We start from the raw sequence: 24592 nt of genomic DNA, 5'->3' as shown, positions 1-24592 counted from the left end.
CTCTCAGATGGACAAATTATTGATTTTCATCTGCATCATTTCGCTCAGAGCAGGAGAGGCATCGCTTTTCACGCCCGCTTCCCATGCGCTACGCGCGCCTTGTTTGTCGCCTTTGCTCAGCAACGCTTCACCGCGCAGATCGGCAACAATGGCCGCCCACCCTTCACCCTTAATGGTGTCGAGCGTTTTCAGCGCGGTATCAGCCTGTTTAAGCTGAACCTGAACACGAGCCAGACGCAGGTTAATCACCGCTTTGAGATTTTCATCGCTGGTCGCAGCTAAGCCTTGTTGCAATTGGCTTGCAGCTTTCTCTAGTTCATTTTGGTCAACAAACTGTTGCGCCAGTTCCAGTGAAGCTAACGCGCCGTAAGTATTTTTGTTCTCTGCGGCAAATTTCTCTGCAGCAGGAATGCTATCCGGTTTACCCGCGCTAACCGCAGTCACCGTATTTTGATAAGCCAGAGAAGCAGAGCGTGCGGACTCTGTCTGATGGCTGGTCCAGTAACGCCAGCCAACCAGCGCGCCAACCCCTAAAATGATCCCAACAGCCAGCGCTTTGCCATTTTCAGCAAAGAAGCGTTTTACCGCATCAACCTGGTCGTTTTCGTTCTCGTAAATTTCCACGCTGTCCTTCTCCTTAGCCCAATAGAGTGCGCAAATGCGCGGCAACGCTATCCTGCGCTACTGCCGTTTGCTCACCAGAGCGCAAATCCTTCACTACAACAGTACCGTCAGCCACTTCGGACTCGCCCAGTACTAGTGCAACGCGGGCGCCCCACTTATCGGCGCGGGCAAACTGTTTCTTAAAGTTGCCGCCGCCGTGGTTTGTCATCAGTTTCACACCAGGAACTTCATCGCGCAGACGTTCTGCAAGTCGCATTGCCGCTGACTGCGTGTCTGCCCCTGAAGCGACCAGGTATATATCGACAACAGGATCTGCGTTAAATTCCGGATTAACTGCCTGAACTAACAAAACAAGTCGTTCAAGGCCCATAGCAAAGCCTACCGCCGGCGTTGCGCGGCCGCCAAGTTGCTCTACCAGACCGTCATAACGACCACCTGCACACACGGTACCTTGTGAACCCAGACTGGTGGTGACCCACTCAAATACGGTACGGTTGTAGTAATCAAGACCACGAACCAGACGCTGATTGACGGTGTAGGCAATACCTGCGGATTCCAGCAGTTTGCACAAGCCTGCAAAATGCTCGCGCGAGTCGTCATCCAGATAGTCGCCCAGCGCAGGCGCATCGTTGAGCAGTGCCTGTACTTCCGGGTTTTTGGAGTCGAGCACGCGCAACGGGTTGGTGTACATGCGGCGCTTACAGTCTTCGTCCAGTTTATCTTTATACTGTTCCAGATAAGCGACCAGCGCATCACGGTAGTTCGCACGTGCTTCAAGCGAACCAATGGAGTTCAGTTCAAGTCTCACATGCTGGGAAATACCCAGCGCACGCCACCAGCGGGCGGTCAGCAGAATGAGTTCAGCATCGATGTCCGGGCCTTGCAGGCCAAAAACTTCGCAACCCAACTGATGGAATTGACGATAGCGCCCTTTTTGCGGACGTTCGTGGCGGAACATCGGCCCGATATACCACAGACGCTGTTCCTGATTGTACAGGAGACCATGTTCGATGCCGGCGCGTACGCAGCCCGCAGTCCCTTCAGGACGCAACGTCAGGCTGTCGCCATTACGGTCCTCAAAGGTATACATCTCTTTTTCAACCACGTCGGTGACTTCACCAATCGCGCGTTTGAATAACGGGGTCTGCTCTACAATCGGCAAGCGGATTTCACTGTAACCATAGCTGCCGAGCACGTTTTTGAGAGTGCCTTCAATGCGCTGCCAGATGGCGGTTTCGCCAGGCAGATAATCGTTCATGCCGCGAATGGCTTGAATGTTTTTTGCCACGTTTATTCTCTTTATGAATATAAAAATGAACCCTCAGCGCTAACCCGAACAATGCGGGCGCCATGCGGGTTCAATCATACACGGGAAGCACGCCGCTTCCCATCACGTTGTTATTTTTCAAGCTGCTGCACGTCGATACGACGCGCTTCGTCCAGAATACTTGCTTTAGCACGAATGCGGGCTTCAAGCTGCGTAATCATGTCGTCGTTATCGAGTCTGTCCTTACGCACTCCGTCTTCATACAGACCGCTTTTCTTGTTACCGCCCGTCACGCCCAGCGTAGAAACCAGCGCTTCACCAGGGCCGTTTACCACGCAACCGATGATCGAAACATCCATTGGCGTAATGATATCTTCCAGGCGTTGCTCCAGCGCGTTCACCGTGCCGATAACGTCAAACTCCTGACGCGAGCAGGTTGGGCAAGCGATAAAGTTGATCCCGCGCGCACGAATGCGCAGCGATTTCAGGATGTCGAAGCCAACTTTGATCTCTTCCACCGGATCGGCAGCCAAAGAAACGCGCAGCGTATCGCCGATCCCTTCAGACAGCAGCAATCCTAAACCGATCGCGGATTTTACCGCCCCGCTGCGTGCACCACCGGCTTCGGTGATCCCCAGATGCAACGGCTGATCAATCTGTTTCGCCAGCAAGCGATAAGACTCTACGGCGAGGAAAACGTCAGACGCTTTAACGCTGACTTTGAATTGATCGAAGTTGAGGCGATCGAGGTGATCCACATGGCGCATAGCAGATTCCAGCAGCGCTTGCGGCGTCGGTTCTCCGTATTTTTCCTGCAGATCTTTTTCCAGCGAACCGGCATTAACGCCGATGCGGATCGGAATATTTTTATCACGAGCGCAGTCAACCACCATGCGAATGCGCTCTTCGTTGCCGATATTGCCTGGGTTAATACGCAGGCAATCAACGCCGTATTCCGCCACCTTCAGCGCGATACGATAGTCGAAGTGAATATCGGCAACCAGCGGGACGTTAACCTGCTGTTTGATAAGCTTGAACGCCTCTGCTGCATCCATTGTCGGTACAGAGACACGAACAATGTCTGCGCCTACGCGTTCCAGCGCTTTAATCTGATTAACCGTTGCTTCCACATCTGTGGTACGCGTATTGGTCATCGACTGTACGGCGATGGGAGCGCCATCGCCGATCGGCACGTTCCCAACGTAAATTCGTGTCGATTTTCTACGTTGAATTGGAGCCTGGTTATGCATTAAAAAATCTCCCGCATTGCCGTCTGTTACTGAGCCGGTGATTGTTCGGCATTAACGGTCAGACGCGCAACCTGGTTAGTTCTGATAAAACGACTCAGGTCGACAGGTTTACCCTGGAACTGAATCTGCACTGCCGCCGGAGCGCCAATTTTCAGTTTGTACGGCGCCTGACCGGTCAGATTCAGATTGCCATCTTTACGTTGCATCCCGCTGAACAGTTTCTTACCGGTCGCATCGGTGACTTCCAGCCAGCAGTCGGCGGTAAAGTTCATTACCAGCGCGTTAGGATCGCCAGCCGGTGTTGTAACGCCCGCCTGGTCAGTCGGCAACGGTGCTGCGGCGGCCGGAGCGGTTGGCGCTGTGGTTGCGGTATCAACGTTAGCCTGAGAAGGTGCTACAACGGCGTTCTGTTGCGCATCAGCAGCCGGAGCCTGAGTCGCTGCGGCATCTTGTTGCGCTGGCGCCGCATCCGTTACCGCGCCATTTTCAGCTACCGACGTGGTATCCTGGCTTGCCGCAGCGCTGGTATCTAACGGTACATTCTGCGCCCCCTCTTTACCGGCATTCAACTCAGCGGAGGATTGATCGGCCATGGTGGTGATCTCTTCCTGCTGCGCTTTATGGTTCTGCCACCACCAGGCACCTGTCAGTCCGACAACGACAAACAGTACCAGCCAGGTAAAGGTCATTAACCAGCCGTCGCGTTTCTTACGACGCTTACCGAGCGAAAAGCTCTGCATCGGCGCGACTTTAGCAGGACGAATCGGAGCCTGTTTTTCCAGCCCTGGCAACAGTTCTTCTTCAGGAATATGCACCAGACGCGCATAAGAACGGATATACCCGCGCAGGAATGTTGAAGCGAGATCGGCTGGCGCCTTATCTTCTTCAATATCGCGTACCGTGGAGACCTTCAGGCAAAGTCGCTCCGCGACTGCCTGCTGGCTGAATCCGAGTTGTTCACGGGCATTGCGCAGACGAACGCCGGTGGAGAGTGCTTCATTTTTGTCGTGCGTGGCTTCAGTATTCATTCGCTACAGCTGCGTAATATTTGGGTTCTGATGCCGGCGAGCCATAATGCTCACCCACACCGCGAAACATCTGGTCAGTTAACCTTCGTCAGACAGTATAAAACCGTCAGACCATCAATGACAAAACAGCGTAAACCTGAGGGTTAAACGCTTGTTGCGCCGTTACATACTGCCTTAAAGTCGACAAAAACGCACCGTTATTATTGACCTGACGACAACAACAAGGAACCTCATCTGGCTTACGTTGCACTACGGTACATGAATTATACCGTAGTGCACTCAACATCAAACGGTCTTGATGTCGATAGCGTCGCCCTGCATACGCTTACGCAGAGTACGCTTGGTACGGTCGATAACGTCGCCCGCCAGCTGACCGCAGGCTGCATCAATGTCATCGCCACGTGTTTTACGCACGATGGTGGTGAAACCATAGCTCATCAACACTTTGGAGAAACGATCGATACGGCTGTTAGAGCTACGACCATACGGCGCGCCCGGGAACGGGTTCCACGGGATCAGGTTGATCTTACACGGCGTATCTTTCAGCAGTTCGGCCAACTGATGCGCGTGTTCAGTGCCATCATTGATGTGATCCAACATCACATATTCAATGGTTACACGACCCTGGTTAGCGTTGGATTTCTCCAGATAACGACGGACGGCGCCAAGGAACGTTTCGATATTGTACTTTTTGTTGATAGGCACAATTTCGTCACGAATTTCATCGTTCGGCGCATGCAGAGAAATCGCCAGCGCGACGTCGATCATATCGCCCAGCTTATCCAGCGCAGGCACAACGCCCGAGGTGGAGAGCGTAACGCGACGCTTGGACAGCCCGAAACCAAAGTCGTCCAGCATGATTTCCATCGCTGGCACCACGTTGGTCAGGTTGAGCAGAGGCTCGCCCATCCCCATCATCACCACGTTGGTGATAGGACGCACGCCCGTTGCTTTCACCGCGCCGACGATTTTCGCCGCACGCCAGACCTGACCAATGATTTCCGACACCCGCAGGTTACGGTTAAAGCCCTGTTGCGCTGTAGAGCAGAATTTACACTCTAATGCACAACCGACTTGTGAAGAAACACACAGGGTAGCGCGATCGTCTTCCGGGATATACACGGTTTCTACGCGTTGATCGCCAACCGCAATGGCCCATTTGATCGTACCGTCAGAGGAACGCTGCTCTTCCACCACTTCCGGGGCGCGAATTTCAGCCACTTCTTTCAGCTTGTTACGCAGCACTTTATTGATGTCAGTCATGTCATCAAAGTTGTCGCTGCAATAGTGATACATCCACTTCATGACCTGATCGGCACGAAACGGTTTTTCGCCCATTTCTTTGAAGAATTCGCGCATTTGCTGACGGTTCAGATCCAGCAGGTTAATTTTTCCATTTTTATTTGGAACCGCAGGAATGACGACTTCAGAGGTGTTAACTAATTCAGACATAATTTTTTCCGGCCTCGTTGTTACACGTTGTGGCCCGTGGAGGGTTAAAAAGAAACGCCCCGGCAAGCGATCTGCTCTTCCGGGGCGTTGCATTGTACAAAGTCTGGCGCAGGGATGCCACGTTTGCACGAAGCATTAGCGAAAATAATATGTAAATCGCTAATTCATCTCCAAAGGATTTCGCGTCGCAGGAAGGCGGCAAGTTCGAGCATCTCCGGGAGCATAGAAAACTATGTGACCGGAGTAAACGAACGCAGCCAACGCATCTGCGACGTGAAAGACGCGGGAGATTAGCGAGTACGAGGGCAAACCTCGCCTTCCCCAAAGAAATAGGCGATTTCGCGCGCCGCTGACTCAACGGAATCGGAACCGTGGGTACCGTTCTCAGTAAAGCTGTCAGCGTAATCTGCGCGCAGAGTGCCTGCCAGCGCATTTGCCGGGTTAGTTGCGCCCAGCAGATCGCGGTGGCGCTGTACGGCATTTTCGCTTTCCAGAACAGAAACAACGATCGGACCAGAGGTCATGAACTCAACCAGACCGTCAAAAAACGGCTTGCCATCATGCTCGGCGTAGAAGCCGCGCGCCTGCTCAACGGTCAGGTGCAGCATTTTAGTACCGACAATTTTGAACCCTGCAGCTTCAAAGCGCGCAAAGATGCTCCCAATAACGTTTTTTGCCACCGCGTTTGGTTTGATGATGGAAAAAGTACGTTCAATAGCCATGATTACCTCTGAAAAAGATGTTTTGTTGTGGTTTACCTGGCGCGGATTATAAAGAGCATCCTGGCAATTGACTATTGACGAAGATAACATTTCTTTAAAATAAGATGAATTTTAGCAACAAACAGTAACCAATTGGTCTACTGCAATGAAAATCTCACCGTCGCCACCTGTCCGGCATCATCCATCACCAGCAATTGATAATCCCCTTTGTTCGCCAACCGTAGCGTCAGGCGACGTCCTCGTTCATCCAGCCGTTCACCGTTAAGAAACCACCAACGTTCGCCTGTCCCGCCGCTGGTTTGTACCGGCAATGAGGCCTGCGCAGAACCGGGTAAACGCCTTACAATCGCGCCATCGCGAACGCCTGTCAACTGCAGCGGCAGTGAAACATCCTGTCCCAGTGGCGGACACGTGGCTGAGACCGGCGGTAGCCTTGCCCCACGTCGCTCTGACTCCGGTAACCACGGCTCCAGTGGCAAAGGCCAGACGATTAACGTTTGCTCGTGCGCCTGCGGGCAATCCGCTGCCACACGTTGACCTTCATCGTCCAGCCAGACGGGGAAACGAATGCCACTCACTCCTTCCTGTTCGGGCAATAACAACGTTGGCGGCTGGCTATCGTCCAGTAGCCAGGTAGACAGACGGCGTCGGCAGTTGCTGTCACCGGGGGCAAGAGATTGCCCGCCCGGCCAGCACACCACACCGCGACTCACGGATTCAGGGCGTGGATCTTCCGGCTGATTTGTCCCGCGAGAGAGCAAAAGATTGTTGACCTGATTGAGCAACGGCACGGCACTGGCGAAACCAAACTGACCCACTACTGGCGTACCGTCGGGTCTGCCGGTCCAGATTCCAATCACATAACGGGCGTTAACGCCAATCGCCCATGCGTCGCGATAGCCATAGCTGGTGCCCGTTTTCCACGCCAGAGGGACCACCCGGCTCAGCGCGTTATCCGGCAACGGCTGCCCTTCATCGGCCATAATGCGGCGAATAATCCACGCCGCGCCCGCCGACATCAGCGGACGCTCCAGCAGCGGATCGTCTGGCTGTAGGCGCAATTTTCCCGCTTTCCCCTGGCGGGCAAAGGCGCTGTAAGCCGCTGCCATATCCTCAAGCTTTGCTCCCGCACCGCCCAAAATCAGCGACAGATTCGGTGCGGCCCCGGCGGGTAGATACAGCGATAAGCCAACGTTACGTAAGGATGCGGCAAAACGCTTCGGGCCATAGGCTTCGAGTACCTGCACAGCGGGTAAATTCAGCGAACGCACCAACGCTTCACTCATACTCACCGGGCCATGAAAACCACTGTCAAAATTTCCTGGTCGATAATCCCCGGTTCGACGCGGTACATCCTGCAATAACGAAGCGGGATGGATGAGTCCGTCATCCAGCGCCAGACCATAAACAAACGGCTTTAGCACCGAGCCCGGCGAACGGATCGCATTCACCATATCCACATGACCAAAACGGGAGTCGTCATTCATATCTACCGACCCCACCCAGCCACGCACGCTCATATCGGTGTGATCGACCACGATCATCGCCAGCGAACTGCGCGCAGGTAAGCGTCCTTTCCAGTTTTGCGCCAGTTCTTCCAGTTGGCGCTGTAATCCGGCATCAAGGGTAGTCACGATTTTATCGCTCCGGCTTTTTCCCAGCATCATGCGCGAGAATAACGGCGCTAACTGCGGCATTTGTCTGGGCGCCAGCCAAACTGGTTCTTCGCGTGATTCCTGCACCTGCCTGACTGACCAAATGCCCTGCGTTGCCATGCGTTCCAGCACTTTATTGCGCGCCACTTCAGCACGGTCCGGCCAACGATCCGGTCGTAGGCGGCTCGGTGCCTGCGGCAGGACGGCCAGCAGCGCGGCATCGGAATAACTCAATTGTGCTGGCGATTTCCCCAGATAGGCCCAGCTTGCCGCCCCCACGCCCTGTAGCGTACCGCCAAACGGCGCACGGTTGAGATACAGCGTCAGGATGTCGCGCTTGGAGAGATGCCATTCCAGTTGCAATGCGCGCCAGAGTTGGCGGAACTTGCCGCCGAAGGTGCGGGGATGGGGATCGAGCAATCGTGCGACCTGCATGGTGAGCGTGCTGCCGCCAGAAACCACACGCCCAGAGGAGAGGTCCTGCCATGCCGCGCGCAGCACTGAAAAAGGATTAACGCCAGGATGTTTCCAGAACCAGCGGTCTTCGTAGTTGATTAACGCCTCGAGATACCGGGGTGACACTTCATCAATTGTCACCGGATAACGCCAGATGCCGTCTGCATCGGCGAAGCGCCAGAGCGGCGTACCATCATAGGCCACCACGACACGCGCCGGATCGACTTCGTGAAGCGGCAGCGGCCAGATTTTATCTGCTGCCCAAACCGCCACCACAAACAATAGCGTAGCGGCTACCAGCCAGTGCCAGCAGCCGCGCTTACCCAACACGCGCATCATTTACGGTCTGACAATCAAAAGTCCCTCTGTCGCACCGGTCGCGCGCCACTGCGGAACATACATTGATTCCACCTGCGGGACAGGAACCTGGTAGGTCCCCGGCGTTACCGCCCTCGCCAGATACACCAGCGTAACCGGTTGTCCTTCGTTAACCGCCACCGCGGCGACAAAGCGATCATCACGGAACTCAACATGCTGGATATCCGCCTGCTGCATCTGATTGAGCAGATTCGCCACTTCGCTGCCGCTATCCTGCAGGCTGGCGCTGCCGTTGGCCAGATTCTGGTTTTCAAGTTCCAGGCCCGCAGGCAGTAAGTCGACCACCAGCGCATCCGGTACGTTCTGACTGGCTTTCACCTCCAGCCAGACCAGCACCAGCTCGCCGCTGCGCAGAGAATCCAACGATTTGCTGTTCCCGTCGAGTCCCAGGATCTGACGCTCAATGTGCAGCACATTACTGGCAGGCGTCGGCGAGGTTTGCGGGTAACCACTCACATCCAAACGCAGCCACAGCGGCAGGCTACCTGTATTGGTCACGCTCAGCGTAGACAGCGCGTCGGCATCCAGATTACGCGTCTGTGATTTCTCTGCGGCTAACGGTTGTTCAGAGAATGACGTTTGCGCCTGCCATGAGCCAGGCAAGTCCTGCAACGTATGTGCGGCAAGGAACAGCGCATTATTTTCCTGAGTAGAGAGCCAACGCTGCCCAAAGGCCTGTTCTGACAAGGTGTTCAGCAACGTATTTTGCACCTCAGGTTTAAGTTTGTTTTCTTCCAGCAATGCCAGCATCAGCGCGTTGTCGCGAAGTTGACTGCCGTAATCCGCCATCCACTGATGCGCATCGCGGCGTGGTGTATTCAACGCCAGCGTCAGCGCCTGTTCACTGCGGTTAGCATCGCCCATGTTTTTCAGCGCAATCCCCAATTGTAACAACGGTAAACCCGAAGCCGCCTGCGTACGACGCTCCCAGATTTCACGCAGCGCACCTAGCGGGGCTTTCTGCTGACGAGCCAGTACCAGCGCGGAGTAGGCCTGGACGGCAAACCGGCTCGCTGAAGCGTCGTCGGTATAACGAATCGACATCATGCCCGGATCCTGCAAGTAGCGCAGCAATCGCTCATTGCCCCGGTTAATGACCTCTGTCGGAACGCTATAGCCTTGTTCATTCGCCCGAACGAGGAAATCCATCACATACGCGGTCAACCAGTACTCTTCCGACCCGTTCTTATCCCACAGTGCGAAACCGCCGTTATCACGTTGCATTTGCAGTAAACGAGAGATACCAATCTCTATTGCCGCGCGGCGTTTTTCATCGCTGTCGCCCGCGATACCTAATGCCTTCATCTGCGCGGCGTTGGTGTATAATGACGGGAATAACCCGCTCGCCGTTTGCTCGAGGCAACCGTAAGGATAAGCTTTCAGTTCACGGATGTAGCGCGCCAGATTCAACGGCGGTTTACCGCTGAACAGCAGTTGTCCCTGCATCGTCGCTGGAGAGAAGCTCATCAGTTCTTCGCCCGGAAGCTGCCAGGTTGCACCCGGCTGAAGTGCGACACCGTTGTTGATGGTTTGCGCCGGGAACGCCGGACGCACGCCAATCTTCCACTGCTTATGCTGAACCGGCAGCGTTTCGCCCGGTAACGTCAGACCGCTAATCTGCGCCTGAATTTCGCCATCGCCAAAACCCTCTCGTGCACGTACCGGAACAAACAATGTTGTCCGTACGCCCGGTGCCAGATTTACCGGCGCGGGATCTTGCCCCATCAGCTCCAGTAAACCGCTGGCCACGAGCTTAATGTCCAGCGTTTGTGGTTTGTCAGTCAGGTTGGTCACGTCCATCGTCAGGCGCGACGTATCCCCCCCAGCCAGAAAGCGCGGCATGTTCAGTTCAGCAATCACCGGTGCGGCGACAATCACTTTGCTTTCACTGCTGCCAAAATCATCCGCCGTCCAGCCTTGCGCCATAACCCGCAACTCGCCGTTGAAATCACCAATCGGTAATGTCACCGTACCTTCGCCCTGGTCGTTAAGCATGACTGGCAATGCCTGTTGCGCCACAATATTAACGTGATTGACTGGAGGTTTGCCGCCGCGTTTTAACTCATCGCCATCACCACCAAAGCGCAGCGCCGCCAAACGTCCTTGCCCTTCTATCACCTGGCCGTAAATATCATAAATATCCGCGCCATAGCGTTTTTGCCCGAAAAACGCCTGCCACGGATCCGGCGTGGCGTAATCGGTAATGTTCAATACCCCGCTGTCAACGGCAGAGACCAGTACGTTAACCTGTTTAGGCACGTCGCCATTTTTAACGCTGGCTTTAATCTTGACGGTCAACGGCTGATTTGGCCGTATTTTCGCCGGGCTTTCCAGCGCCAGCCCCAAACGACGGTTTTCATCACCTAACGGTAAATGCAGAAGGCCGACAGCCCTTTTGGGCGTTGCCGAGCGAGACTTATCGCCCGGACGAACCACCAGTGCGCTGAGATACAAATCGTGGCGGTTCCAGGTTTTATCGACCGGAATGGAGATATCAAGCCCCTCTGCCGGCACGTTTATCTCTTGCCACCATAGCGGGCCTTCGCTGGACTCCACCATCGCATAACCTTTGCCGGCGGCGGGTGCGGCAATGTGCAGCTTCATGGTATCACCGGGACGATAACTGGGTTTATCCAGTTTCAGGGTCACACGATCAGGACGCACTGACCCGCTGCCGTCGCTGTTATCCTGCCAGCTATAACCGGCCCAGAAGCGCACGCTGCTCACCGCATCATTCGGAGCTTTCACTTCCAGACGGTAAGCACCCCACTCAACCGGGAAGCTGACTTTACCGGTTTCATCGGCCTTAAGATCCAGGGTCTGCTCCCCCTCAATCAGATCTTTTTGATCGAACTGTGATTGCCACCCCTCGCCTTCAGACCAGTTCCAGTAATAATCACGACGTTCACGGATCAAGCGCACCTGCAAACCGGATACCGCTTTTTTCTCGCCTTGTGCGTTGGCATACACAATATCAAACGCGGCATTGCTGCCCTCATCAACGATGGGCTGATTCACGGTGGTATCGGTGCGGTAGTCATAAACGGCTTTCGCTGCAAACTGCGGACGAATACCCGGCAGCGTATCCGCAGGCCAGATGGCCTGTTCAACCCGACGCGTCACCGGGCGACCACCTGATTCCAGCAGGCTGGCTTGCAGAATGACCTGTAACGGGGAATGCGTCTCCTGCCACTGGCTGTTAGTGATTACTTCGCCGCGTCCGTGGTCATCCAGCGTGAGCTGAACTTCATCGAGGCTACGGGAAAGGTTTTCTTCAGCGATATTCCCAAACTGGAACCCCGGCAATGCCTGCACCGCATCCCGCAATGGTCGCAGATAAAGCTGTCCTTGCAGAGCATTGCCGTTGGCGGGCGCGCCATACAGGTAATAGCCCACCGCAGAGAACTTCACTTCATCAGTTGGCGCCACCGGCATCTTACTGGCGGTGAGGTTAAGCGCCATCCGCTCCGGCATAAAATCTTCGACATGGAAATCCCACATCCGTGACTGGTTGTCACCAGTATTGGCACGAATATGCCACATGCCGGTTGGTGCGCTGCTGTCCAGCGGCCAGCTAAAGCGGTACAAGCCGTTTTCCGGTTGGCTAACTACCGAGCGTAAAACCTGTCCGTCGGGTTTCACGACTTCCAGCTTCACCGGCTGGTCGGGTAACGTTTTGCCGTCGCTGTCACGCAGTAATCCGTTGAGGATCACCGTTTCGCCGGGGCGATAGAGGTCACGAGGACCAAACATAAAGAACTGTTTGCTGTATCCCGGCGCGCCAGCGATATCAAACTCAGCCAGATCTAACGCCGGGAGCTTCAGGTCCAGCAGCGTGGTTTGTCCGTCTTTGCGAGCCAGCAATAAGGCAGCGTCTTTATCATTCTCCAGCTTTACATGTCCTTGCGCATCGCTGGTCGCCTGCGCCAGCGTCTGCCCTTTTTCGTTGAGTAACGTGACCTCAATACCCTGCTGCGCAGCGCCATTTTCCAGACTCTGCGTAAAGACATCCAGTTGAGTGTGGTAACGGTGCACAGACACGCCAATATCACTGAGCGTAAACAGCGTAGCGGCATTGCTGTAGTTGTATTTTCCAGCCTGATTCATAACCGCAATGTAAACTCCCGCCTGCTGCAGCGGTTTGATATCGCTAAGCGGTAGCAGCAGTTTCTCGCGGGTGTTACGCACAGGATTAAGGTCAAAGCGCCCGGTATAAACCAGTTCAGCCATCTTCAGCAGATTGTCAGACTCCCAGTTAGACAGCGAGTTGCGGTATTCCCACTGGCTGACAAACGCACCGAGCGATTCAGGCTTAACGCGAAAGAAGTTCACATCCACGCTATTAACGTTAAGGGCCATCACCGGCAGCCCTTCAATCACTTTGCTTGGCAGCAGCGAGCCACGACTGGCGAAGCCTACGCTTGGCTGGACATCGCGGGTGGTAATGTTTTTTTCATAGTCGATAGCGAACGTTGCTTTATTCAGCGCCAGCAACTCACGCTCGATGCTCACCACCAGTTCGCGATTAGGTTCGAGATGGCGTAAGCGTAGCTCTTTCAAATTTGGCGCCAGTTCCCAGGCTCCATCCACTTTGCCGCTTTTTTTATCAACCACGTGTAGTACGCGAGAAAAATCTTGTTCAGGATCGAGAGGAATAGAAAAAGTCAGCACCAGCGTCGCCGCACCATCCAACTGGACTTCTGAGGCATCCAGCAGCGTCAGCGGCTTGCCCTGGCTTTGCTGCATCAGCTTATGTAATTGCGCCGGATCTTTTGCCAACGTGGTCTGTGGGGCGGGCGTATCATTTTTTGCCGCCATCGACGGCTTATCGTTATTATCGCACCCCGCCAACGCCAATATCAGCAGACAGGCCACTACGTGTAATCGTTTCATTTTTCATCCCTGGCCTGAGTGGCCCGTTAGCTACGTAGAACAACTATTATGCGTCAGATTTCAGGCGGTGGAAGTCAGTAATGAGATGTTGTTGTCTGAATTTTCGTGATTAATGTGGGTCCACCTGACAAATCAGCCTCTTTTACTTGTCGCTTTACGGTAAACAGCCGACAATTTGCCGAAACCTGGTAAAAATGGAGATGCCTATGACCACCGCCTTCTTTGTCGCTGCCGACTGGCTTGTCGAACACATTGACGATCCGGAAATACAAATTATTGATGCCCGGATGGCTCCTCCAGGACAGGAAGAACGCGATGTTGGCGAGGAGTATCGCGCCGGCCATATCCCTGGCGCGGTCTTTTTTGATATCGAAGCGCTCTCCGACCATACTTCTGCGTTGCCGCATATGCTGCCACGTCCGGAGGCTTTCGCCGTAGCCATGCGCGAGCTGGGTGTACATCAGGATAAACACCTGGTCATCTACGATGATGGCAATCTGTTTTCTGCCCCGCGAGCCTGGTGGATGCTGCGCACGTTTGGCGTCGAAAATGTCTCCATTTTGGCAGGCGGTTTTGCGAGCTGGCAGCGTGATGCGTTACCGTTGCAGAAAGGGAACGTTGATTTGCCCGAAGGCGAGTTTGACGCTGCGTTTACGCCAGAGGCCGTAGTGCGGGTGACCGATGTCCTGCTGGCCAGCCATGAAAAAACCGCACAGATTGTCGATGCTCGCCCGGCAGCGCGTTTTAACGCCGAAGTTGATGAGCCGCGACCAGGCCTCAAGCGTGGTCATGTGCCCGGTGCGCTTAACGTGCCGTGGACCGAACTGGTTCGTGACGGCGAACTGAAAACCACCGAAGAGCTGGATGCTATCTTCTTCAGCCACGGCGTGAGCTTTGACCGCCCAATTATCGCCAGCTGTGGCTCAGGCGTAACGGCTGCCGTGGTGGTGCTGGCACTTGCCACGCTGGGTGTGTCCAACGTCGCGTTGTATGACGGCGCATGGAGCGAGTGGGGTGCTCGCAACGATTTACCGGTAGAACCGGTATTATAAAGCTGGAAATGCCGGATAGCGCTTCGCTTATCCGGCTTACAATTTAGATAATCCGATTCTGTTTAAAGTCGCGCAGGAAACCGCCCCAGCGGCGTTCGTAGAACGGTGCGATGTGCTCAGTGATAAAGTGGCTCACGCCCTTCTCACCTTTGACCACCAGGCAGATATCAATCGGTTCATCACCTGGCAACGTATCAGTCGCCACGCTGCCCGCGACATGAATGATCTCTTCAATATCACCGTCGGCTTCAATGCCAATCAACAGGTTGGGTTGGGCATCCGGACTTTCTTTGATTGAGCAAAGAAATGCCCGTTTTACCGGTTTAATGGTTTTAAACAGCGTGGTCAGCGAGTCAATCATCTGCGCCGGAGGTTCAGCGACTTCAGAGAGGATCAGCGATTCACCGCCTTCCAGTACTTCCTGGGTACTGAGCGGATTCCCTTCATCTCCCATCAGCAGGCTTATTTCACGCGGCATAAATTCTTTGCCGGTCGGCAGTTTCGCGTTGAGAAACAGCGTTTCGCCAAGCGTCATTTCAAACAACGTGCGCACAGGCATGACAACAAATGCCTGCTCCTCTTCAACCGCCTGCTGCAAGGCTTCCAGAGAGGTGAAGAACGGGATCACGGTCGTGCCATCTTCTTTTTCCCAGTGCTGAAGGTCGAGCGCACTATCTTCAACCACCGTCTCACCTTCTGCGGCAGTACCTGGCACCCAGACGGTAGACTCCAGTAAAGTACGGAAAAATGCCGGACGATGCGCAGGCTCTGTCGCCGCTTGCTCCAGCAGGATTTCTAATTCGTTTTTCGTTTCGGACATAAGGATCACAAATTGGGTAAATACATGTAGGCCGGATAAGCGTAGCGCCATCCGGCCATACAATCATGAATTATGCGGTCAACAGATTCGCGATAGTACGCACACCTAAACCGGTTGCGCCCGCAGCCCACTGCTCAACCGGCGCTTTGCGATAGGTTGCAGAGCAGTCGATGTGCAGCCAGCCTTGCTGATAGTTTTCCACGAAATGGGACAGGAAGCCCGCCGCAGTGCTTGCACCCGCCGGATAAGCCGCGCTGCCGGTATTATTCAGCTCGGCAAAGTTAGACGGCAACTGGCTACGGTGGAACTCTGCCAACGGCAGACGCCAGAACGGCTCGTTTTCTTGCGCCGCACTTGCCAGCAGACGGGCAGCCAGTTGATCATCAAAGCTAAACAGCGCGTGGTAATCGTTGCCCAGTGCCGTTTTTGCCGCACCGGTCAGCGTGGCAGCATCAATGATCAATTCTGGTTTTTGCGCGCTGGCGTCGATCAGGCCATCGGCCAGCACCAGACGCCCTTCAGCATCAGTATTCATCACTTCAACTTTTTTACCGTTGCGATAGTGAATAATATCGCCGAGCTTAAAGGCGTTACCGCTGATCAGGTTATCCGCGCAGCACAGATACAGCTTCACGCGCTTGTTCAGACCACGGGTGATGGCGAACGCCAGCGCGCCGGTCACCGTTGCCGCGCCGCCCATATCAGACTTCATCGAGTCCATAAATGCGCTTTGCTTGATGCTGTATCCGCCGGAGTCAAAGGTAATTCCCTTGCCAACCAGACAGGCATAAACCGGAGCTTCTTTATCGCCAGTTGGATTGTAATCCAGTGCCAGCAGCACCGGAGGACGTTCGGAGCCACGACCTACGGTATGCAATCCCATGTAGTTCTGCTCGCGCAGATCTTCGCCTTTAGTGATCCGATAAGAGATGTTATCGCAGGCAACAGAACACAGCAGGTCTACTGCGCGTTGCGCCAGCTGTTCCGGGCCCAGCTCTTCTGCCGGGGCGTTAATGGTATCGCGCACCCAGTCAATAATCTTCAGACGGTTATCCAGCTCTTTGCGCTGTGTCTCGTCCAGAGCAGCCCACTCAACGTTGCGGGTGCCTTTTGGTCCTTTGTAGCCCTGCCAGAACGCCCAGCTACGTTCGGTATCCCAGCCTTCACCTTCCAGTTGGACATGTTTAATACCCAGGCCGTCAATTTTACGGGCAGCGCGCTGGATAAGGCCGAGGTCATCTTTTCCGTTCAGGTGCAGGGTAATGCCGTCATTATTAATGCTGTATGTCGCCTTTTCACCCCAGCGGGCGTCGGCGGGTTGCGTGGAAAGCGTAATTTTCATGGCTTCTGTCATTTTATTTATCCTTATTTTCGCGCATACAGGAAAACGGGCCACCCGTGGGCAGCCCGTTGACTTATTCGGCTTCGTCCAGCCAGACCAGCAAAATGGCCTCAAGGATTTTTTCGTTCGATGCCTGCGGATCATCATCGAACTCTTCCAGGTCACAGATCCACTGGTGCAGATCGGTGAAACGAACGGTCTTAGGGTCGAGATCGGGGAACGCGTCGTACAGCGCCTCGCCAATTTCACGGCTATCGGTCCACTTCAGTCCCATACTACCCTCTGTTAATGCTCACGTGCATGATTGATTGTGTAACGTGGGATTTCGACCACTAAATCGTCCTCGGTGACGCGCGCCTGACAGCTTAAACGGCTCTCCGGCTCCAGTCCCCAGGCTTTATCCAGCATATCGTCTTCTTCTTCTGTGCTTTCCGGCAAAGAATCAAAACCTTCACGTACGATGCAGTGGCAGGTTGTGCAGGCACAGGATTTTTCACAGGCGTGTTCAATCTCAATACCGTTACGCAGGGCAACGTCAAGAATGGTTTCGCCGGTCTCAGCTTCCAGAACTGCGCCATCGGGACAGAGATCCTGATGAGGCAAAATAACAATCTTTGGCATATTAAACCTCGTCCACGGAATGGCCCTTCAGCGCGCTACGGACGGATTTGTCCATGCGGCGAGCGGCGAATTCCTGGGTTTGTTTGTCTACGTTTTTAATGGCTTGTTCTATCGCGTCAACATCGTCACCCTGTGCAACCTCGCTCAAATGCGCGGCGGCGGTGTCGATAGCCTGACGTTCTGCGGCGCTTAACAGCGCGGCATCAGCGTTCAGCGCACCGGATAAACTCTCCAGCACGCGTGCCGCTTCGACTTTCTGTTCTGCCAGCATACGCGCTTTAACGTCCTGCTCGGCAAAACTCATCGAATCCTGAATCATGGAGGCGATTTCACTGTCGGTCAGACCGTAGGACGGTTTAACCTGAATTGAGGACTCAACGCCGGTAGATTTTTCCATCGCGGTGACGCTGAGCAGGCCGTCGGCGTCCACCTGGAAGGTCACGCGGATATGCGCGCCACCCGCCGGCAACGCCGGGATACCGCGCAGCGCAAAACGCGCCAGGGAACGGCAGTCCTGCACCAGCTCACGCTCGCCTTGCATCACGTGAATGGACATCGCGGTTTGGCCATCTTTAAAGGTGGTAAAATCCTGCGCGCGCGCCACCGGAATCGTGGTGTTACGTGGGATCACTTTCTCCACCAGACCGCCCATGGTTTCAAGACCAAGCGACAGCGGGATAACGTCCAGCAGCAGCATTTCGCTGTCCGGTTTATTTCCGACCAGAATATCTGCCTGGATTGCCGCACCAATAGCGACCACTTTGTCCGGGTCGATAGAGGTCAGCGGCGTACGGCCAAAAAATTCACCGACGCGTTCACGCACCAGCGGCACGCGTGTTGAACCACCGACCATCACCACTTCCAGCACATCCTGCGGCTCAACGCCCGCATCTTTCAGCGCGCGACGGCAGGCCAACAGCGTACGCTTAACCAGTGCGGAAATGAGTTCATTAAAGGTTTCACGGGTGATTTCACCCTGCCATCCCGCCACGTTAACCGTCACAGAATCGGCGTCGCTAAGCGCGATTTTCGCAGCAATCGCGGCATCCAGCAGCTCGCGCTGTACGCGGTTATCACTGCGATCGGCAACACCCGCCTGCTCGCGAATGTAATCTGCCAGCAGATGGTCAAAGTCGTCGCCGCCGAGCGCGGAATCACCGCCGGTCGCCAGCACTTCGAACACGCCGCGACTCAGGCGCAGAATAGAAATATCAAACGTGCCGCCGCCAAGGTCATAGACGGCGATCACGCCTTCCTGACCTGAGTCCAGGCCATAGGCGATCGCCGCAGCTGTCGGTTCGTTCAGCAAACGCAATACGTGCAGACCCGCCAGACGCGCGGCGTCTTTGGTCCCCTGACGCTGTGCATCGTCAAAGTAAGCCGGAACGGTGATCACCACGCCGTCCAGTTCTCCGGACAGCGATTCGGTTGCCCGCGCGGCCAGCGCTTTCAGAATGTCAGCGGAGACGCGCACCGGATTAAGCAAACCGGCAGCGGTTTCAATCATCGGCAAGCCATTTTCGCTTGCCTGGAAGGTATAAGGTAAATGCGGGTAACGCGCCTGGATATCCGTCAGAGAGCGGCCCATCATGCGTTTTACCGAACTGACGGTGTTTGCCGTATCCAGCGCGGCATTGGCGCGGGCATCGTAACCGACAGAGTAGCCCTGTTGCTGATAGTGAACCACTGACGGCAACAGGTGGCGACCTTCATGGTCTGCCAGCGTTTCGGCCTGGCCGCTGCGTACGGTCGCAACCAGGGAGTTGGTGGTGCCTAAATCGATACCTACCGCCAGACGACGCTGGTGCGGTGCGGCGCTCAGACCAGGCTCACTAATTTGTAATAAGGCCATTTTCGCTTCCGGAAATTAAAAATCGAGCAGTTTTTCTTCGAGTTGTTCTGCACTGCTTCGCAGTTTATCGAGAAAACGCAGTTTACGCACGGTATCTGCCGCCGCGTCCCACGTCTCGCTATCCAGTTGTTCCACCATCAATTGATGGCGTACGTTATACATTTCGCTAACGCGTTGCATAAACGTATCCAGACGTTGACTGTCTTTTGCCTGTTCAATTTCGTCCAGCTCTTCGCGCAGCTCCAGCTGTTCCATCAGGAACGCGGTGTCGCGCACCGTGTGTTGCTCGCTACGGATATCAAAGCCGTGTAAAGACAGTAAGTATTCCGCGCGCATCAAAGGATGACGCAGCGTTTGCCAGGCCTGGTTGATCGTGGCGGACTGCGAAACCGCAGCAAGTTGTTCCGCCTGGGAACCGCTGGCGAATTTATCAGGATGATACTGACGTTGTAGATCCTGAAAACGTAGGCTCAGCGCCTGAGTATCGAGCTGATAACGGGCCGGTAAGCCAAAGAGGGTGAAGTAGTCCATAACATTCTCAGGGTAGCCTGTTAGAACAAACCCCACACGTAGCAAAGCCACGGTGGGGTTTTCGGGTGACGCACGTTATACGTGGAAGCTTTCGCCACATCCACATTCGTCTTTCACATTCGGGTTAGTAAACTTAAACCCTTCGTTAAGACCTTCTTTGACGAAGTCTAACTGCGTACCGTCGAGGAATTGCAGGCTCTTACCGTCGACCACAACTTTAACGCCTTTGTCTTCAAACACGGTATCTTCAGCCGCCGGCTCGTCAACAAATTCCAGTACATAGGCCATACCTGAGCAGCCGGAGGTTCTCACGCCCAGACGCAGACCAAACCCTTTACCGCGGTTTGCCAGGAAGGTATTTACACGCGCTGCTGCACTGTCGCTTAAGGTAATCGACATAATAAAACCTCAACTCTTAATTATTTTGCTTCACGTTTGCTTTTGTAATCCGCAATCGCGGCTTTAATTGCGTCTTCAGCCAGAATAGAGCAGTGAATTTTCACCGGTGGCAGTTCAAGCTCGTCGGCGATATCGGTGTTTTTAATCGCCTGTGCTTCGTCCAGAGATTTCCCTTTCACCCATTCGGTAACCAGAGAGCTGGAGGCAATAGCGGAACCGCAGCCGTAAGTCTTGAAACGCGCGTCTTCAATGATACCTTCATTGTTGACTTTAATCTGCAACTTCATCACGTCGCCACAGGCCGGTGCACCCACCATGCCGCTGCCCACGTTCTCGTCGCTGTTGTCAAAAGAGCCCACGTTGCGTGGATTCTCGTAATGATCGATTACTTTTTCGCTGTAAGCCATGATGAATTCTCCTTATTGGTGCCGAATTAGTGATGTGACCATTCAATACTGTTCAAATCCACGCCCTGTTTGAACATTTCCCACAGTGGGGAAAGGTCACGCAGACGGCCGATGGAGTTGCGAACCAGATTGATGGTGTAGTCAATCTCTTCTTCGGTAGTGAAACGACCTAAAGAGAAACGAATTGAGCTGTGTGCCAGCTCGTCGGTCATCCCCAGCGCACGCAGCACGTAGGATGGCTCCAGGCTTGCAGAAGTACATGCAGAACCGGAGGATACTGCCAAATCTTTCAGTGCCATAATCAGCGATTCGCCTTCAACATAGTTGAAGCTGACGTTGAGAATGTTCGGTGCGCCCTGCTCGAGATCGCCGTTAAGATACACTTCTTCCATATCTTTCACGCCGTCCCACAGACGGTTACGCAGGCTGCGCAGGCGCGCCATCTCTGTTTCCATCTCTTCTTTGGCGATACGATATGCTTCACCCATACCAACGATCTGGTGCACAGGCAGTGTACCGGAACGCATGCCACGCTCGTGACCGCCGCCGTGCATCTGGGCTTCAATACGAATACGCGGTTTACGACGCACGTACAGCGCACCGATACCTTTCGGGCCATAGATTTTGTGACCGGAGAAGGACATCAGGTCGACTTTCAGCTGGCTCAGATCGATAGGCAGTTTGCCCACGCTCTGGGTTGCATCGACGTGATAGATGATGCCGCGCGCACGGCACATTTCGCCGATAGTCGCGATATCCTGCACCACGCCGATTTCGTTATTCACGTGCATGATGGAGACGAGAATGGTGTCGTCACGCATTGCCGCTTCAAGTTCTTTCAGGTCGATAATGCCGTTACGCTGCGGGGCGAGGTAGGTGACTTCAAACCCTTCGCGCTCCAGCTGGCGACAGGTGTCCAGCACGGCTTTGTGTTCGGTTTTGCTGGTGATGATGTGCTTGCCTTTTTTCTGATAAAAGTTGGCTGCACCTTTGATCGCCAGGTTGTCGGATTCGGTCGCACCGGAGGTGAAAACAATCTCACGCGGGTCGGCACCCACCAGGTCAGCAATCTGATTACGGGCGATATCAACCGCCTCTTCAGCATGCCAGCCAAAACGGTGTGAACGGGAAGCTGGGTTACCAAAGTTTCCGTCCAGGGTCAGACACTGCATCATTTTCTCGGCAACACGCGGGTCCACCGGCGTGGTTGCGGAGTAATCGAGATAAATCGGTAATTTCATTGCTCTATAAACTCCGTACATCGCTTCAATGCAAGGAATCAGGCAACCGGCTGGATGTACGACCGAGTTAACGGGGCGTCTGGCACCCCGGCCTGATTCTAATATCTTATTATCTTTACCCTAAATAGTTCGTGTTGCAGCAAGGCGGCAAACTTGAGAGTGCCCAGGAGCTTACATCATGTAAGTGACTGGGGCGAGCAAGTGCGGCTAACGCAGTTGCGGCACGAAATATAACGGGCAAATTATGCGCGTAACTTAACGTCGATCGCGTCTTGTGCACGATTAGTGCGTGGAGCGTCATGTGTGTGCTGGCGACCAGACACATCCAGGACTTCCTGATTATTCACCAGTTCGCCCAACGTAATGTTGTTGAGGAAGCCGGTCAGACGATCGCTGAGATCGCGCCACAGCGCGTGGGTCAGGCATTTATCGCCGCCCTGACAACCGCCTTTGCCCTGGCAACGAGTCGCATCTACTGACTCGTCCACAGCGCTGATTACTTCACCTACTGCGATGCTGCCGGCATCTTTACCCAGCAGATACCCGCCGCCTGGCCCACGTACGCTGGAAACCAGACCGTTTTTACGCAAACGGGAAAACAGCTGCTCCAGATATGACAGGGAAATTCCCTGACGTTCAGAAATATCAGCCAACGGTACCGGGCCCGTTTCGGAGTTGAGCGCAACGTCCAACATTGCGGTCACGGCATAACGCCCTTTTGATGTCAGTCTCATGTCTTACTTAGCCTCAAACTCGCCCCTGCCCGGGGTTTTTTATTGTAAAATGGGGGTATTGCATAGCAGGGGCAAGTCTGACATTCCCGACTAAATCAGTCAACTATTTACTTGACTAATTTAGTCAGGTATTTAACCTTCAGTGCCATTTTTACTTGCCGGAGGCGTTACGTTTACTTGCCTTTATTCTGTTGCTCAATTGAAGCTAAAATTCCGCGCAAAATGTTCAGCTCCTGGCTCTCAGGACGTGCGCGCGTAAACAGACGGCGCAGCTTGTTCATCACCTGTCCCGGATGCCCTTCGCGGATAAACCCGGTCGACAGCAGCGTTTGTTCCAGATGACCGTAAAAACGCTCTAAATCATCGACCAGCGGGTACTCAGCGTCTTCGTATTCTGCGGTCTTCTCGCTTTCCTGCGTCGCCAGCCAGGCCATGCGCACTTCATAAGAAATGACCTGTACCGCCATCGCCAGATTCAGCGAACTGTATTCCGGGTTCGCGGCAATAGCGACGTGGTAATGGCACTTCTGCAGTTCTTCATTCGTCAGGCCAACGCGTTCACGACCAAACACCAGCGCCACGGGCGAATTCGTCGCTTCAGAGACGCTTTTTAAGCCGCATTCGCGCGGATCCAGCATCGGCCACGGCAGCGTACGGGAGCGGGCGCTGGTGCCTACCACCAGGCTGCAACCTGCCAGCGCTTCATCGAGAGTATCGACGATCTGCGCGCTGCCGATCACATCGCTGGCACCTGCCGCCAGAGCGATGGCCTGGGAATCCGGTTTAACCAGTGGATTTACCAACCACAGATTGGTTAAACCCATGGTTTTCATTGCGCGGGCTACAGAGCCCATGTTGCCAGTGTGAGAGGTTTCCACCAGCACAATTCGAATATTTTGCAGCATTGTATTTCTTCGGCTAAAGATTATTCGACCATATTATCATAAAACGAAGACATATTCCGAACTCGCTGCTATACTCTGCGCCGTTTTCCCGTTCTTTAACATCCAGTGAGAGAGACCGATGCATCCGATGCTGACCATCGCCGTGCGCGCAGCGCGCAAGGCGGGTAATGTAATTGCCAAACACTACGAAACCCCCGACTCTGTAGAAACCAGCCAGAAAGGCAGCAATGATTTCGTGACTAACGTCGATAAAGCCGCCGAAGCGATTATTATCGAAACTATTCGCAAATCTTACCCACAGCACACCATCATCACCGAAGAAAGCGGTGAGCACGCTGGTGAAGATCAGGATGTTCAATGGGTTATCGATCCACTGGATGGCACTACTAACTTCGTAAAACGTCTGCCGCACTTCGCGGTATCCATCGCAGTACGCATTAAAGGCCGTACTGAAGTCGCCGTTGTTTACGATCCAATGCGTAACGAACTGTTCACCGCAACTCGCGGCCAGGGCGCACAGCTGAACGGCTATCGTCTGCGTGGCAGCACCGCCCGCGATCTGGACGGCACCATCATCGCCACCGGTTTCCCGTTCAAAGCGAAGCAGCACGCTGCTTCTTATATGAAAATTCTTGGCAAAATGTTTACCGAGTGCGCTGACTTCCGCCGCACGGGTTCTGCTGCGCTGGATCTGGCTTATGTGGCCGCTGCGCGCGTTGACGGTTACTTCGAAATTGGTTTGAAACCCTGGGATTTCGCCGCAGGCGAGCTGATTGCGCGTGAAGCCGGCGCACTGGTTTGCGACTTCACCGGTGGTCATAACTACCTGGCGACCGGCAACATCGTTGCAGGTAACCCGCGCGTTGTTAAAGCCATGCTGGCTAACATGCGTGACGAACTGAGCGATGCGCTGAAGCGTTAATCTGCTGTGGTGCCGGATGCGACGCTTTCGCGTCTTATCCG

21 protein-coding genes are annotated in these 24592 nt (G+C 54.4%); 2 read left to right on the top strand and 19 right to left on the bottom strand.

The features are described from left to right. Nucleotides 1-3 precede the first annotated feature (3 nt). The 8 genes from OGX99_RS14765 to OGX99_RS14730 all read right to left on the bottom strand — a co-directional run bounded on the left by OGX99_RS14765 (nucleotide 4) and on the right by OGX99_RS14730 (nucleotide 13725). Nucleotides 4-624: a YfgM family protein gene (locus OGX99_RS14765; protein ID WP_151217653.1), complete on the bottom strand. Its 621-nt coding sequence runs from the start codon at nucleotides 622-624 to the stop codon at nucleotides 4-6. Between the two features lie 13 nt (nucleotides 625-637). Then, nucleotides 638-1912 (bottom strand): histidine--tRNA ligase, encoded by a 1275-nt coding sequence (gene hisS / locus OGX99_RS14760; protein ID WP_151224082.1) that lies wholly within the window; start codon nucleotides 1910-1912, stop codon nucleotides 638-640. A gap of 110 nt (nucleotides 1913-2022) precedes the next feature. Next, the gene (gene ispG / locus OGX99_RS14755) at nucleotides 2023-3141 is read right to left on the bottom strand and encodes a flavodoxin-dependent (E)-4-hydroxy-3-methylbut-2-enyl-diphosphate synthase (protein WP_016154000.1); all 1119 of its coding nucleotides are present in this window, start codon (nucleotides 3139-3141) and stop codon (nucleotides 2023-2025) included. Between the two features lie 26 nt (nucleotides 3142-3167). Then, a complete protein-coding gene (rodZ, locus tag OGX99_RS14750) occupies nucleotides 3168-4169 on the bottom strand; it encodes a cytoskeleton protein RodZ (protein WP_151217655.1) in 1002 nt (333 codons plus the stop codon). 285 nt (nucleotides 4170-4454) lie between these two features. Continuing rightward, nucleotides 4455-5621: a dual-specificity RNA methyltransferase RlmN gene (gene rlmN, locus OGX99_RS14745; RefSeq protein ID WP_003037713.1), complete on the bottom strand. Its 1167-nt coding sequence runs from the start codon at nucleotides 5619-5621 to the stop codon at nucleotides 4455-4457. A 290-nt stretch (nucleotides 5622-5911) separates the two neighbouring features. Next, nucleotides 5912-6343, bottom strand: coding sequence for a nucleoside-diphosphate kinase (ndk, locus tag OGX99_RS14740; protein WP_003037710.1), 432 nt, complete (start codon nucleotides 6341-6343; stop codon nucleotides 5912-5914). 137 nt (nucleotides 6344-6480) lie between these two features. Continuing rightward, nucleotides 6481-8793 (bottom strand): peptidoglycan glycosyltransferase PbpC, encoded by a 2313-nt coding sequence (gene pbpC / locus OGX99_RS14735; protein ID WP_286544043.1) that lies wholly within the window; start codon nucleotides 8791-8793, stop codon nucleotides 6481-6483. Then, entirely contained in the window at nucleotides 8794-13725 is a 4932-nt protein-coding gene (locus tag OGX99_RS14730; RefSeq protein WP_286544041.1) for an alpha-2-macroglobulin family protein, read from the bottom strand. 206 nt (nucleotides 13726-13931) lie between these two features. Between OGX99_RS14730 and sseA the strand changes: the two genes are divergently transcribed. After that, nucleotides 13932-14777: a 3-mercaptopyruvate sulfurtransferase gene (gene sseA / locus OGX99_RS14725; protein ID WP_187258602.1), complete on the top strand. Its 846-nt coding sequence runs from the start codon at nucleotides 13932-13934 to the stop codon at nucleotides 14775-14777. A 43-nt stretch (nucleotides 14778-14820) separates the two neighbouring features. Here the strand turns inward: sseA and sseB are convergent, their stop codons facing one another. The 11 genes from sseB to trmJ form a co-directional block, all read right to left on the bottom strand. Next, nucleotides 14821-15597, bottom strand: a complete 777-nt coding sequence (gene sseB, locus OGX99_RS14720) for an enhanced serine sensitivity protein SseB (protein ID WP_286544039.1) — start codon at nucleotides 15595-15597, stop codon at nucleotides 14821-14823. Nucleotides 15598-15667: 70 nt separating this feature from the next. Continuing rightward, the gene (pepB, locus tag OGX99_RS14715; protein ID WP_187253557.1) at nucleotides 15668-16951 is read right to left on the bottom strand and encodes an aminopeptidase PepB; all 1284 of its coding nucleotides are present in this window, start codon (nucleotides 16949-16951) and stop codon (nucleotides 15668-15670) included. A 61-nt stretch (nucleotides 16952-17012) separates the two neighbouring features. Further along, on the bottom strand, nucleotides 17013-17213 hold the full coding sequence (gene iscX / locus OGX99_RS14710) for a Fe-S cluster assembly protein IscX (protein ID WP_003037694.1): 201 nt from the start codon (nucleotides 17211-17213) through the stop codon (nucleotides 17013-17015). An 11-nt stretch (nucleotides 17214-17224) separates the two neighbouring features. Beyond that, nucleotides 17225-17560: an ISC system 2Fe-2S type ferredoxin gene (fdx, locus tag OGX99_RS14705; protein ID WP_003037690.1), complete on the bottom strand. Its 336-nt coding sequence runs from the start codon at nucleotides 17558-17560 to the stop codon at nucleotides 17225-17227. A 1-nt stretch (nucleotide 17561) separates the two neighbouring features. Continuing rightward, nucleotides 17562-19412 carry a Fe-S protein assembly chaperone HscA gene (hscA, locus tag OGX99_RS14700; protein ID WP_151217659.1) on the bottom strand — a complete coding sequence of 617 codons (1851 nt, stop codon included), beginning with the start codon at nucleotides 19410-19412 and terminating at the stop codon, nucleotides 17562-17564. A gap of 15 nt (nucleotides 19413-19427) precedes the next feature. Beyond that, the gene (gene hscB, locus OGX99_RS14695; protein ID WP_005120410.1) at nucleotides 19428-19943 is read right to left on the bottom strand and encodes a co-chaperone HscB; all 516 of its coding nucleotides are present in this window, start codon (nucleotides 19941-19943) and stop codon (nucleotides 19428-19430) included. Between the two features lie 75 nt (nucleotides 19944-20018). Next, complete coding sequence (gene iscA / locus OGX99_RS14690; RefSeq protein WP_003037681.1) at nucleotides 20019-20342, bottom strand: iron-sulfur cluster assembly protein IscA; 324 nt, start codon at nucleotides 20340-20342, stop codon at nucleotides 20019-20021. A gap of 20 nt (nucleotides 20343-20362) precedes the next feature. Beyond that, nucleotides 20363-20749, bottom strand: a complete 387-nt coding sequence (gene iscU / locus OGX99_RS14685) for a Fe-S cluster assembly scaffold IscU (RefSeq protein WP_002913991.1) — start codon at nucleotides 20747-20749, stop codon at nucleotides 20363-20365. A 26-nt stretch (nucleotides 20750-20775) separates the two neighbouring features. Then, nucleotides 20776-21990 (bottom strand): cysteine desulfurase, encoded by a 1215-nt coding sequence (gene iscS, locus OGX99_RS14680; protein ID WP_151217660.1) that lies wholly within the window; start codon nucleotides 21988-21990, stop codon nucleotides 20776-20778. 242 nt (nucleotides 21991-22232) lie between these two features. Further along, nucleotides 22233-22724 (bottom strand): Fe-S cluster assembly transcriptional regulator IscR, encoded by a 492-nt coding sequence (iscR, locus tag OGX99_RS14675; protein ID WP_003037674.1) that lies wholly within the window; start codon nucleotides 22722-22724, stop codon nucleotides 22233-22235. Nucleotides 22725-22897: 173 nt separating this feature from the next. Further along, the gene (gene trmJ, locus OGX99_RS14670) at nucleotides 22898-23629 is read right to left on the bottom strand and encodes a tRNA (cytosine(32)/uridine(32)-2'-O)-methyltransferase TrmJ (RefSeq protein ID WP_151217661.1); all 732 of its coding nucleotides are present in this window, start codon (nucleotides 23627-23629) and stop codon (nucleotides 22898-22900) included. A 118-nt stretch (nucleotides 23630-23747) separates the two neighbouring features. Between trmJ and suhB the strand changes: the two genes are divergently transcribed. Continuing rightward, entirely contained in the window at nucleotides 23748-24551 is an 804-nt protein-coding gene (gene suhB / locus OGX99_RS14665) for an inositol-1-monophosphatase (RefSeq protein ID WP_003037670.1), read from the top strand. The last annotated feature ends 41 nt before the right edge of the window (nucleotides 24552-24592 follow it).

The sequence above is a fragment of the Citrobacter sp. Cu096 genome (genome assembly GCF_030332285.1).
GTDB classification, from domain to species: domain Bacteria; phylum Pseudomonadota; class Gammaproteobacteria; order Enterobacterales; family Enterobacteriaceae; genus Citrobacter; species Citrobacter meridianamericanus.
The sequence above is the reverse complement of the archived record's forward strand: the minus strand, read 5'-3'. Positions and strand labels throughout refer to the sequence as shown.

What these genes read in the sequence shown, in the direction of transcription:
- ispG (WP_016154000.1), bottom strand. Translation starts at nt 3,141, where the DNA reads ATGCATAACCAGGCTCCAATTCAACGTAGAAAATCGACACGAATTTAC.
- rodZ (WP_151217655.1), bottom strand. Translation starts at nt 4,169, where the DNA reads ATGAATACTGAAGCCACGCACGACAAAAATGAAGCACTCTCCACCGGC.
- rlmN (WP_003037713.1), bottom strand. Translation starts at nt 5,621, where the DNA reads ATGTCTGAATTAGTTAACACCTCTGAAGTCGTCATTCCTGCGGTTCCA.
- ndk (WP_003037710.1), bottom strand. Translation starts at nt 6,343, where the DNA reads ATGGCTATTGAACGTACTTTTTCCATCATCAAACCAAACGCGGTGGCA.
- pbpC (WP_286544043.1), bottom strand. Translation starts at nt 8,793, where the DNA reads ATGATGCGCGTGTTGGGTAAGCGCGGCTGCTGGCACTGGCTGGTAGCC.
- OGX99_RS14730 (WP_286544041.1), bottom strand. Translation starts at nt 13,725, where the DNA reads ATGAAACGATTACACGTAGTGGCCTGTCTGCTGATATTGGCGTTGGCG.
- sseA (WP_187258602.1), top strand. Translation starts at nt 13,932, where the DNA reads ATGACCACCGCCTTCTTTGTCGCTGCCGACTGGCTTGTCGAACACATT.
- sseB (WP_286544039.1), bottom strand. Translation starts at nt 15,597, where the DNA reads ATGTCCGAAACGAAAAACGAATTAGAAATCCTGCTGGAGCAAGCGGCG.
- pepB (WP_187253557.1), bottom strand. Translation starts at nt 16,951, where the DNA reads ATGACAGAAGCCATGAAAATTACGCTTTCCACGCAACCCGCCGACGCC.
- iscX (WP_003037694.1), bottom strand. Translation starts at nt 17,213, where the DNA reads ATGGGACTGAAGTGGACCGATAGCCGTGAAATTGGCGAGGCGCTGTAC.
- fdx (WP_003037690.1), bottom strand. Translation starts at nt 17,560, where the DNA reads ATGCCAAAGATTGTTATTTTGCCTCATCAGGATCTCTGTCCCGATGGC.
- hscA (WP_151217659.1), bottom strand. Translation starts at nt 19,412, where the DNA reads ATGGCCTTATTACAAATTAGTGAGCCTGGTCTGAGCGCCGCACCGCAC.
- hscB (WP_005120410.1), bottom strand. Translation starts at nt 19,943, where the DNA reads ATGGACTACTTCACCCTCTTTGGCTTACCGGCCCGTTATCAGCTCGAT.
- iscA (WP_003037681.1), bottom strand. Translation starts at nt 20,342, where the DNA reads ATGTCGATTACCTTAAGCGACAGTGCAGCAGCGCGTGTAAATACCTTC.
- iscU (WP_002913991.1), bottom strand. Translation starts at nt 20,749, where the DNA reads ATGGCTTACAGCGAAAAAGTAATCGATCATTACGAGAATCCACGCAAC.
- iscS (WP_151217660.1), bottom strand. Translation starts at nt 21,990, where the DNA reads ATGAAATTACCGATTTATCTCGATTACTCCGCAACCACGCCGGTGGAC.
- iscR (WP_003037674.1), bottom strand. Translation starts at nt 22,724, where the DNA reads ATGAGACTGACATCAAAAGGGCGTTATGCCGTGACCGCAATGTTGGAC.
- trmJ (WP_151217661.1), bottom strand. Translation starts at nt 23,629, where the DNA reads ATGCTGCAAAATATTCGAATTGTGCTGGTGGAAACCTCTCACACTGGC.
- suhB (WP_003037670.1), top strand. Translation starts at nt 23,748, where the DNA reads ATGCATCCGATGCTGACCATCGCCGTGCGCGCAGCGCGCAAGGCGGGT.